The organism is Furfurilactobacillus siliginis (assembly GCF_001437435.1).
Taxonomy (GTDB): domain Bacteria; phylum Bacillota; class Bacilli; order Lactobacillales; family Lactobacillaceae; genus Furfurilactobacillus; species Furfurilactobacillus siliginis.
Genome location: NZ_JQCB01000002.1, coordinates 211,587 through 222,397, shown reverse-complemented (window position 1 = coordinate 222,397; position 10,811 = coordinate 211,587). Strand labels below are relative to the sequence as shown.

7 protein-coding genes and 1 pseudogene are annotated in these 10,811 nt (G+C 44.8%); 7 read left to right on the top strand and 1 reads right to left on the bottom strand.

What is annotated here, in order from left to right:
• Positions 1–311: 311 nt before the first annotated feature.
• From IV55_RS02485 to pepT, 3 genes are all read left to right on the top strand, one after another.
• On the top strand, positions 312–1,028 hold the full coding sequence (locus IV55_RS02485; protein ID WP_057809004.1) for a tRNA (adenine(22)-N(1))-methyltransferase: 717 nt from the start codon (positions 312–314) through the stop codon (positions 1,026–1,028).
• Entirely contained in the window at positions 1,003–1,806 is an 804-nt protein-coding gene (locus tag IV55_RS02480; RefSeq protein ID WP_307725024.1) for a Nif3-like dinuclear metal center hexameric protein, read from the top strand. The genes IV55_RS02485 and IV55_RS02480 overlap by 26 nt, the downstream gene beginning before the upstream one ends.
• Before the next feature lie 62 nt (positions 1,807–1,868).
• Positions 1,869–3,101 (top strand): peptidase T, encoded by a 1,233-nt coding sequence (pepT, locus tag IV55_RS02475; protein WP_057809000.1) that lies wholly within the window; start codon positions 1,869–1,871, stop codon positions 3,099–3,101.
• Between the two features lie 289 nt (positions 3,102–3,390).
• Here pepT and IV55_RS02470 read toward each other — a convergent pair whose 3' ends face one another.
• On the bottom strand, positions 3,391–3,579 hold the full coding sequence (locus IV55_RS02470) for a YjzD family protein (protein WP_057808998.1): 189 nt from the start codon (positions 3,577–3,579) through the stop codon (positions 3,391–3,393).
• Positions 3,580–3,738: 159 nt separating this feature from the next.
• Between IV55_RS02470 and dnaE the strand changes: the two genes are divergently transcribed.
• The 4 genes and pseudogenes from dnaE (at position 3,739) to xerD (ending at position 10,798) form a co-directional block, all read left to right on the top strand.
• On the top strand, positions 3,739–7,143 hold the full coding sequence (gene dnaE, locus IV55_RS02465; RefSeq protein WP_146993585.1) for a DNA polymerase III subunit alpha: 3,405 nt from the start codon (positions 3,739–3,741) through the stop codon (positions 7,141–7,143).
• Positions 7,144–7,331: 188 nt separating this feature from the next.
• Positions 7,332–8,747, top strand: a pseudogene (gene pyk / locus IV55_RS02460) (pyruvate kinase); the annotation flags it as partial.
• Positions 8,748–9,000: 253 nt separating this feature from the next.
• Entirely contained in the window at positions 9,001–9,894 is an 894-nt protein-coding gene (locus tag IV55_RS02455) for a CvfB family protein (RefSeq protein ID WP_057808994.1), read from the top strand.
• The gene (xerD, locus tag IV55_RS02450; protein WP_057808992.1) at positions 9,881–10,798 is read left to right on the top strand and encodes a site-specific tyrosine recombinase XerD; all 918 of its coding nucleotides are present in this window, start codon (positions 9,881–9,883) and stop codon (positions 10,796–10,798) included. Before IV55_RS02455 ends, xerD begins: the two co-directional genes overlap by 14 nt.
• Positions 10,799–10,811 lie beyond the last annotated feature (13 nt).

Sequence of the window (10,811 nt, the reverse complement as noted above, 5' to 3'; positions counted from 1 at the left end):
CGGATTGGTCTTCAATCCGGTAGGTTGTTCGTAGTCTGCACAGCTACTTGACTTTTGGCACACGTTTTCGCTATTGAAAATTAGAAAACAACAATGGGCCTGTAGACATAATTAGTTATGTCTCAGGCCTTTTTGATATGTTTGAGTGAAAAATGACTAAGTGTTTGTACAAATGCAAACACTGGCAGCAAGTTAGTTGCTAAAAGGGCACAATGAACTAAAAAATTACAACTTTTTCAGTGGACTGGCTGTTTGTCTACACTGCAGTTGCTATACTAGAGTTAACGATCCACATGAAGGAGAATGTACACATGGATGCAGATCATTTATCAAAACGGCTGGCCACGGTGGCAAGCTATGCACCGCAACAAGCACGTTTAGCAGACATTGGTTCAGATCATGCTTATTTACCAGTCTGGTTGGCAAAACAAAATCGCTTAGCATATGGCGTCGCCGGTGAAGTTGTCGCAGGGCCATTGCATAATGCTGAAACAACCATTGCGGAAGCAAATTTAACGACGGTCATTGATGCTCGTTTGGGAGATGGATTGGCGGTCATTAAGCCAGAAGATGCGTTGGACACAATTGTGATTGCCGGCATGGGCGGTACTTTGATCAGCGATATTTTGACGCGCGGTTGGCAAAAATTGACGGGCAAAGAATTACTGATCTTACAACCGAATGTGGGTGAAGAACATTTACGGGGCTGGTTAGTTGAGCACCAATACGAAATTACCGCTGAAAACATCTTAAAGGATGACGGACATGTTTATGAAATCATCGTTGCTAAAAAAGCGACTGCACCAGTTAAACTGAGCCACGCCGATTTGATGTTCGGGCCATTTTTACGCGTTGCAGGTGGTGATGCATTCATTGAAAAGTGGCAACACGAAGCACAGCGGACACAACATGTGCTGGATTCATTACAACAAGCAGCTGTTGAACCGAGTCAAAGAGAAGCAGATTTCACTGCGAAACTTGCGATGATTAAGGAGGCGTTAGCTGATGCAGGCACAACAATTAATTGATCAATTTGAGACGTTTGCACCATTACGATACCGCGAAGAAGGCGACCCGACTGGCTTTCAAATTGGTGATCGCAAAGCAACCGTTCATCGCGTGCTCACAACTTTAGATGTGCGCCCAGAAGTCGTTGATGAAGCCATCGAGAATCATGTGGACTTTATTTTTGCGCATCATCCAGTTATGTTTCGACCTGCAAAGAATTTAGATTTTGCAGCTGACCCACAGTTGGCGATGTACGGAAAATTAGTTGCCAATCATATTACTGTTTATGCGGCGCATACGAATTTAGACAATGCTCCTGGTGGCATGAATGATTGGCTGGCAGAAACGTTGAACTTGGAGAATGTCACCAGTTGGTTACCAAATCCTAGTGCACCAGAAGTCAGCATGGGGCGCGTCGGTTTGTTGCCAGAGGCAGTTTCACTGCAAGAATTTGCTGACTACTGTAAAAGCCATTTTGATATTGCTGGGTTACGTGTGATTGCGCATGATCTTAACCAGTCCGTTCAAAAGGTGGCAATTCTCGGTGGCGATGGTGGGAAGTTTTTTAAAGCGGCGCAGGCAACAGGCGCTGATGTGTATGTCACTGGCGATGTGTACTATCATACCGGGCATGATATGTTGGCTGCAGGGTTGCCCGTCGTTGACCCAGGCCATCACATTGAAGCAGTCTGCATCCCCAAATTGGCACAGCTACTACAACAATGGTCAATTAAATTTGGCTGGCACATAGACGTTCTCGAATCAAAACCAAATACTGATCCCTTTACTTTTGTGTAAGGGTAGGTAATCGGTTACACTGAGGAAGAAGTTTCTTAACAATTAAAAGGAGCGTGACAATTTTGGCAAAATATGACACATTACTTTCACGATTTATTGGCTATGTAAAGGTGAACACTCGCTCAAATCCTGAGTCGACAACCATTCCATCTGCACAACGGGAAGTGGATTTCTTAAAAACATTGGCTGAGGAATTAAACGAAATTGGATTAAGCGACATTAAAACAGATCCTAACAGTGGTTATGTGACCGCCGTGCTACCGGCCAATGATGGCGGGCAGTCGGATGTCATTGGGTTCATTGCCCACATTGACACTGCTGATTTCAACGCTGAAAATATTGCACCTAAGATTGTTGAAAATTACGATGGTAAGTCTGATGTGCCGTTGAGTGCGGATGGCAAATTCACACTACGTCCGAGTGAATTTCCAGCAATGCGTAATTACGCTGGGAAGACACTGATTACGACAGATGGATCAACACTACTTGGTGCTGATGATAAGTCTGGTGTGGCCGAAATTATGACCGCTGTTGAATATTTAGTCGCTCATCCAGAAGTGAAACATGGTGAACTACATGTTGCTTTTGGCCCTGATGAAGAAATCGGTACTGGTGCTGACCATTTTGATGCCAAGGGTTTCGGTGTTAAGTTTGCATACACGGTTGATGGTGGCCCATTAGGCGAATTAGAATATGAAACGTTTAATGCGGCTCAAGCAGTCGTTGAAATCGAAGGCAAGGAAGTTCATACGGCCACGGCTAAGGGTGTGATGGTCAATGCCTTGCAATTAGGGATTGATTATCATGACTTGCTTCCAGCAGGTGATCGTCCTGAACTGACAGAAGGTCGCCAAGGATTCTTCCACTTGTACAAAATGGACGGTACCGTTGATCATGCAACGTTAACGTACATTATTCGTGACCATGATAAAAAGCTGTTTGAACAACGCAAACAAGATATGCAAGATGTCGCTGCCAAGGTAAATGCTGATTATGATACTGAGCGTGTACACGTCACTGTAACCGATCAGTATTACAACATGCGTGAAGTGCTGGAAAAGGACATGACGTCTGTTGATCTAGCAGAACGGGCGATGAAAGAATTATCAATCAAGCCAGTTATTTACCCAGTTCGTGGCGGAACTGATGGTTCAAAGATTTCCTTTATGGGTGTCCCAACACCAAACCTCTTCGCTGGTGGTGAAAACATGCACAGCCGTTTTGAATTCGTGGCTTTGGAAACGATGGAACAGGCTGTTGATGTCATTTTAAAGATTAGTGAGTTAAATAAGTAATAAAAGAAGTGCTTAAAAGCGCGTTTAAAAAGCGAGCAAGAACAAGAAATCTCCGTATGGACACGGTTTTAGTCCATACGGAGATTTTAGGTTCTGCACAGTTTTTTGCGCTTTTAAGCACGACAGCGATGGAAAGAATAACTAGGATGCGGTGTACGCGTTTTTGAATTTTATAGGGTTCGTAATTACCAGTTAAACACCCAGTAGGTGGTTCGTGGTCTTGCTCACGACTTTTTCTGCATGCTGCCTTTAACCCAAACAAAAAAGCATCGGCCAAATTGGCTGATGCTTATTTGTTTGGTGCAGGGGTGGTGTCGTCAGCAAGCATATGTGTTGCCACTGACGTAACCAAACATACGATGGCGGCGACAGTACCGACTTCCAAAGCTGAGTAGTTTAATAATTCAAGCTGCCCACCGATGTAACCGATGACTTCGCCCCAAATGAATCCCCAAAAGACGACGATTAAATAGCGCATATTGTGGACCACCTTTCGATTCACTAGTAGTTTAACACTGTGGCAAGTGAGGTCAAGATTCCACGATTAATTAAATCGTTTCATAACCATGAAATCAGAAATTATGTCGGTTGTTTGTTATAATGAGTATACGAACAAACGTTTGAAGGAGACAAGTGCGTGGATCACATAGAAGAACAAGCGTCAGCAAAACAGGCAGCGCACATTGTACCGTTGTCGGTTATCAGTGCCTACAGCCTATTACAAAGTCCAACGACCATTAAAGATCTGGTGGCTACTGCAAAAGCCCGTGGTTATCAAGCGATTGCACTGACAGATGTCGATGTGCTGTATGGCGTTGTGGACTTTTTTAATGCTGCACAACAGGCGGGGATTAAACCGTTGATTGGTTTGACAATCAATGTTGTTGGCACAGTTGATAAGACGCAGCAATTTCCGCTGACCCTAATTGCGAAGAATGCTGCTGGTTACCAAAATTTAATTCAAATATCGTCGGCCAAAATGACACTGGCAGATGGCGCACAATTGACGACCGCTAGTATTTCTGAATGGTTAACGAATATTGTTGTCATTAACGGACTAGAAAGTGAACTTGGTCGTCTGTTAAGTACGGGTCAACAGGCGGCAGGTGAAACAGTATTAGCAGAGCAAATGACCGCCGCCGACGTGAATAGTGTTTATTTAGGCGTAAGCGATCAGCAGTCGCCGGTCACGATTACGAGCCTACAAACATTTGCAAAACAGCAAGAAGTACCGCTGGTGGCGGTTAATGCTGTTCGTTATCTGAATCCAGATGATCAGTTTAAGGCAACGGTAATGCAAGCTATTGATCAAGGCGAACAGGTTAGTAATTTAGGTGCAGTTAGCCAACAGACTGGTTCTTGGTATTTGCGTGAAGCACAGCCACTGACGAATCATTATGCGCAGCTGGGTTTAACTGACGCAGTGCTAGCAACACAACAGATTGCGGATGAAGCAAATGTTGACTTTACGTTCCAAGCACCACAATTGCCACGCTTTAAAACGCCGGATGAACGGTCAACAGCGGACTTCTTACATGATCTATGTGAAGAAGGGTTAGCAGTGCGTTTAGGTGCGCAAAATCCACTGGAGGCGCAGTATCAAAAACGGCTGGATCATGAATTAACAGTGATTCACGAGCTTGGCTTTGATGATTATTTCTTGATTGTGTGGGATGTCATGAACTATGCCCATCAACACAGGATTACAACTGGTCCAGGTCGTGGATCCGCGGCTGGATCATTAGTTGCTTACTGTTTAGCGATTACTGAAGTGGATCCGCTAGCATATGATCTGTTGTTTGAACGATTTTTAAATGATCAACGGGCCCAGATGCCAGATATCGATTTAGATATTCCCGATGATAAACGCGATCAGCTTCTCCTGTATGTCCGAGATCGTTATGGTGCCGATAAGGTTGGTCAAATCATCACATTTGGAACATTAGGTGCAAAGCAGGTTATTCGGGATGTTGGCCGTGTCTTTGGCCTATCAACTTTTCAACTGGCTGAATGGAGCCGCACAATTCCTGGTGGTATCGGTGTCACATTGACGAATGCACAGCAAAATTCACAGCCATTACGAAATTTATTAGCAGATGGTACTCTCAATCAATTGCTCTTTGATACGGCGTTAGCGCTAGAAGGGTTGCCAAGGCACACATCAACGCATGCGGCCGGGGTTGTCTTAAGTGACCAACCATTGACTGACATCGTTCCGGTACAGGCCGGTTCTGAAGGACTGCTTGTTGCCCAATTCCCAAAAAACACGGTAGAAGCGCTAGGATTGTTAAAAATGGATTTCTTGGGTTTACGTAACCTAACCATTTTGGCGAATACGCTAGCGGCCATTCAGCAAACAAGTGGTGACACATTATCAGTCAATGATATTCCGTTAAATGACGCGGAAACGCTGCATTTGTTCCAAAAAGGAGACACCAATGGCGTGTTCCAATTTGAATCAAGCGGGATTAAAAATGTCTTGCGACAACTACATCCAGAAACATTTGAGCTAGTTGTCGCGGTGAATGCGTTATACCGACCAGGTCCAATGGAAAATATTGATCGGTTTATCGCACGGAAAAAGGGACAGGACCCAGTTACGTATCCTGATCATGCATTAGAGCCAATCCTGGGACCAACTTATGGGATCATCGTTTATCAAGAACAAGTCATGCGGGTCGCTAGTGTGATGGGTGGTTTCTCGATGGGCAAGGCCGATTTATTACGGCGTGCCATGAGTAAAAAAGATCATGCCAAAATTGACGCATTGCGTGATGAATTTATTGCCGGTGCAACCCAGAAAGGCTTTACCCAAGCAGTCGCCGTGCAAGTTTATGATTATATTGAGAACTTTGCGTCATATGGGTTTAACCGTTCCCATGCGGTCGCTTACACTAAAATGGCATTTGAATTGGCCTATTTAAAGGTGCACCATTCAGCCGCTTTCTTTATGGCTTTACTGAATTCAGTCATGGGTAATCCGGCGAAGACAAAGCTTTATTTACTTGAAGCTAAGCAGCACGGTGTGAACGTTGCGGCGCCGAATGTGAATGTCAGTCAGGCTGACTTTTCCCTAGTCAATGGTCAAATTGTGTTTGGCTTGCGTGATGTAAAAGGTCTACGTCGAGATTTTATTGCCAATATTTTAGCGGTCCGCGAAACGCACGGCGATTTTACCGGGTTAGAAGATTTTGTGAATCATATTGAACCACAATTTCGTAAGGAAGATATTTTAAGCGCACTCATTTATGCCGGTGCGTTTGACAACATGGGCTTGAATCGTGCCGAACTATTAGATTTATTGCCGCGTGTCATTTCTGGTGCCCAGGTGAACATTGATCTGTTTGAAACAAATAGTGGCTTAAAGTTGAAGGTCGAACATGTTAAGGATTTGTCTTTAAAGGAAAAGCTCGCCCATGAAGCCGAGGTACTAGGTGCTTACTTGTCGGGACACCCCGTGGAACAATATACAGGGTTAGCACGGCGATTAAATACAAGTCCAGTTGTAGAACTAACAGTTGGTCAGCAGGCAACAGTTTTGCTGTATACCAGTCGAATTCGTGAAATTCGGACAAAAAAAGGCGATAAAATGGCCTTTGTCAGTGGTAACGATCCATCTGGCGAGCTGTCGATCACCATTTTTCCGAGAATGTACCAAAATGTTGAATCTTGGATTGCGCCAGAACAGGTCGTCGTGGTTACTGGCAAGATCGACACTGGCCGCCAACTAGAAATCGTGGCGGACAAGTTGCAGCTTGCTAGTGATTTAAATCAGGCGCCGACGCAATCCAAAGAACCAGCTCAGTCGAGTGGTACGTGGTACTTACAGCTAACAGCGGCTAGCCGAGCCGGGGATGCTAGCCGAAAGTTCCAAACTGCATTGCCTGGGTTACGAGGAGCGAACCCAGTGATTCTGCATGAACAGGATACCGGTCGCACGCGAAAACTTGGTGCAGACTTTAATTTGAGTAACGATGACGCGACAAAAAAGGCTTTAACAGACATTTTTGGTGCGAATAACGTGGTTTTTAAGGCACAATAGACAGAAGCCAGAATTGTGTCGGTCAGTTTATGAAAATAAAACACGTGTTTTCATAGCGATTTGTGAAAACAAATGAAAAGGGCGACAACCGGCATTTAAAAGTGTTAAACTATTACCGTACTCAGGAAGTGAATACTTCCAAATAAATCGCCACATGGTGGCACAACTCAAAGGGAGAGATTTTTGTTATGAAAAAAACCAAAATCGTTAGCACGCTTGGACCAGCCAGCACGGATGTTGACACAATTGTTAAGCTGATTGAAGCGGGCGCCAACGTTTTCCGTTTTAACTTTTCTCACGGCGATCACGAAGAACACCTTGGTCGTTTAAACAACGTCCACGAAGCTGAAAAGATTACTGGCAAGACTGTCGGAATCATGCTTGATACAAAGGGTGCTGAAATTCGTACAACCGTTCAAAAAGACGGCAAGATCGAATACAAGACTGGTGACAAAGTACGTATCTCAATGGACGACTCACTTGAAGGTGTTCATGACAAGATTGCGGTTACTTACCCTGGTTTGTACGATGATGTTCACGTTGGTGGCCACGTATTGTTTGACGATGGTTTGATTGACATGAAGATCGACGAAAAAGACGACGCAACTAAGGAATTAGTTACGACTGTTCAAAACAACGGTTTATTGGGTTCACGTAAGGGTGTTAACGCACCTGGTGTCTCAATCAACTTGCCTGGGATCACTGAAAAGGATTCTTCAGACATTCGTTTTGGTTTGGACCACGAAATTAACTTTATCGCTGCTTCCTTTGTTCGTAAGGCACAAGACGTTTTAGACATCCGCGCTTTACTTGAAGAAAAGAACATGCAACACGTCCAAATCTTCCCTAAGATCGAATCACAAGAAGGTATCGACAACTTCGACGAAATCTTGGAAGTTTCAGATGGTTTGATGGTTGCCCGTGGTGACATGGGTGTTGAAATTCCTGCTGAAAACGTGCCTTTGGTACAAAAGGAATTGATCCGTCGTTGTAACGAATTGGGCAAGCCAGTTATCACTGCTACCCAAATGTTAGACTCAATGCAAGAAAACCCACGCCCAACGCGTGCCGAAGCTTCTGACGTTGCCAACGCCGTCTTTGATGGTACTGACGCAACCATGTTGTCAGGTGAATCAGCTAACGGGGATTACCCAGTTGAATCAGTTGCAACAATGAACCGGATCGACATCAAGGCTGAAAATGACTTGAGCGTTGATGGTCACGTATTCCATAACTTCGACACTGCCGATGTTACAGAAGCCGTTGCAGCTGCTGTTGCACGGACTGCTTCAAACTTACACGTTAAGACAATCGTTGCTGCTACTGCATCTGGCCACACCGCTAAGATGATCAGTAAGTACCGTCCAAACGCCGACATCTTGGCCGTTACGTTTGACGAACGCACACAACGTGGTTTGATGATCAACTGGGGTGTTTCCCCAGTTATCGACACTGCCCCAGCAAGTACTGATGACATGTTTGCTTTGGCTAAGAAGCGTGTTGTTGAAGAAGGCTTGGCTGAAAAGGGTGACACAATCTTAGTTACTGCCGGTGTACCAGTTGGTACTAAGGGAACAACTAACATCATGCGCGTAATGCGGATCGACTAATTAAATTAGTTGTTGTTATAAAACTCGTAGACAGTTTGTCTGCGAGTTTTTTTGTGGCTGGGGAAGCGGTCGTTTGAACTATTTGAGTGCGTAAAACACAAACCCAAAGTAACAGTCAAAAACCAATACAAAGACAACCATTATTTAATTGCGATGACCTACACAACTTGTTCTATGAGTGGCTATCGCGTCAACACCGTGATTCTGCTATAATAGTCAACATGAAACTACCTATTTGGAGGCTACTATGCACGATTTACTCGGTCGCGTAATCGACACCAAGGTTACGGATCAAAACGATAATTATTACATTGTGCAACGTGACGGCTTTGCCTTTTTGTTTGATAAAAAGGAAGCTGATCATAAACTTGGTATCGGCGCACAGATCACTGGATTTGCGTACGAAAACGAAGAACACAATTTTCAAATCACAACTAATATTCCTAAGGTTCAAGTTGGTCATTATGATTTTGGGACTGTTGTCCGTTCTTCACATGGACTGGGTGTATTCGTTGATGTTGGCTTACCAAACAAAGACTTTGTTGTATCTGTTGATGAGCTGCCAACCATTGATAACTTAACGCCTCAAAAAGGCGACCGTTTGATGATTAGCCTCGTTGTTGATGCAAAGGATCGGTTATGGGGACATTTGGCTGATACAGAGATCTTTACTGCCATCAGTCGGCGGGCGACACCACAACAAAAGAACTTGGATACCAAGGCTACTGTGTACCGGCTTAAGTTAGCGGGAACACTAGTCATTACCGACGATTATTATCTCGGCTTTGTCCATCCATCTGAACGGGAAAGCGAACCACGTCTGGGTCAACACGTTGATGCGCGCGTAATCGGTGTGCGTCCCGATGGTGGCCTGAATCTTTCGTTGAAGCCACGGTCTTACCAAGCAATTGACGATGACGCAGGGCAATTATTGGCAGCATTGGCGCATGCTGGTAGTCACACCTTACCGTTTACTGATAAAAGTAGCCCAGACGCCATCAAAGACTACTTTGGAATTAGTAAGGGTCAGTTCAAGCGTGCCGTGGGTCATTTGTTAAAGCTGCGGTACATTGAACAAGATGCAACAACAGGGATCACATTGACTGCTGCGGGAGAACAGGCCGCTAATGACCACCAATAAACCATTACCCACACAATTAACTGACCCAGCAGGCGAATATCTGACGTACATTAAGGTGGAACGCGGCTTGGCTGAGAACAGTATTATTAGTTATGAACGAGACATTCGTGCTTTTAATCAATTTTTAGTAGGCCAAAACATCACCGATTTGCGAAAAGTCGATCGGTATGTGGTCCTGAACTACCTACAAACAGAAGATCAGGCACATAAAGCGCGTAATACTGTGATTCATAGTGTGTCGAGCCTGCGCAAATACTTCTTGTTTTTGACGCGCGATGGTTATGTGACCAACAATCCGATGTTGAAAGTTGATCCCCCCAAGCCTGCGCAACACTTACCACAAGTGTTAACGGTAGCTGAGGTAGATGCATTACTGGCTGTCCCTGATGTGAACAAACCGCTTGGCGTACGGGACCGTACGTTACTTGAAGTGATGTATGCAACTGGGTTACGGGTTAGTGAAGTCGTCAATTTGACGGGGAGTGACTTACACTTGGAGCTTGGCTTCATTCAAACCGTTGGTAAAGGTGATAAAGAACGTGTGATTCCCATTGGGGATGTGGCTAGCGAATGGCTTGAGAAGTACATGACCGATATTCGGCCGCAGTTAGTCCATGGTCAACCAACCACGACGATTTTTGTTAATGCGCATGGGCGCAAATTAACGCGTCAAGGTGTCTGGAAGAATCTAAAGGCACAGGTTAAAGCGGCCGGTATCACAAAGGGCGTTACGCCGCATACGTTGCGCCACTCGTTTGCGACACATATCTTAGAAAATGGTGCTGACCTGCGAGTGGTGCAAGAGCTGTTGGGGCATGCAGATATTTCTACGACGCAAATCTATACGCATATTTCTAAACAACGATTGACTGAAGTCTATAAAAAGGCGCATCCACGGGCTTAAATTTCAGAAGGGA

What these genes read in the sequence shown, in the direction of transcription:
- IV55_RS02485 (WP_057809004.1), top strand. Translation starts at nt 312, where the DNA reads ATGGATGCAGATCATTTATCAAAACGGCTGGCCACGGTGGCAAGCTAT.
- IV55_RS02470 (WP_057808998.1), bottom strand. Translation starts at nt 3,579, where the DNA reads ATGCGCTATTTAATCGTCGTCTTTTGGGGATTCATTTGGGGCGAAGTC.
- IV55_RS02455 (WP_057808994.1), top strand. Translation starts at nt 9,001, where the DNA reads ATGCACGATTTACTCGGTCGCGTAATCGACACCAAGGTTACGGATCAA.
- xerD (WP_057808992.1), top strand. Translation starts at nt 9,881, where the DNA reads ATGACCACCAATAAACCATTACCCACACAATTAACTGACCCAGCAGGC.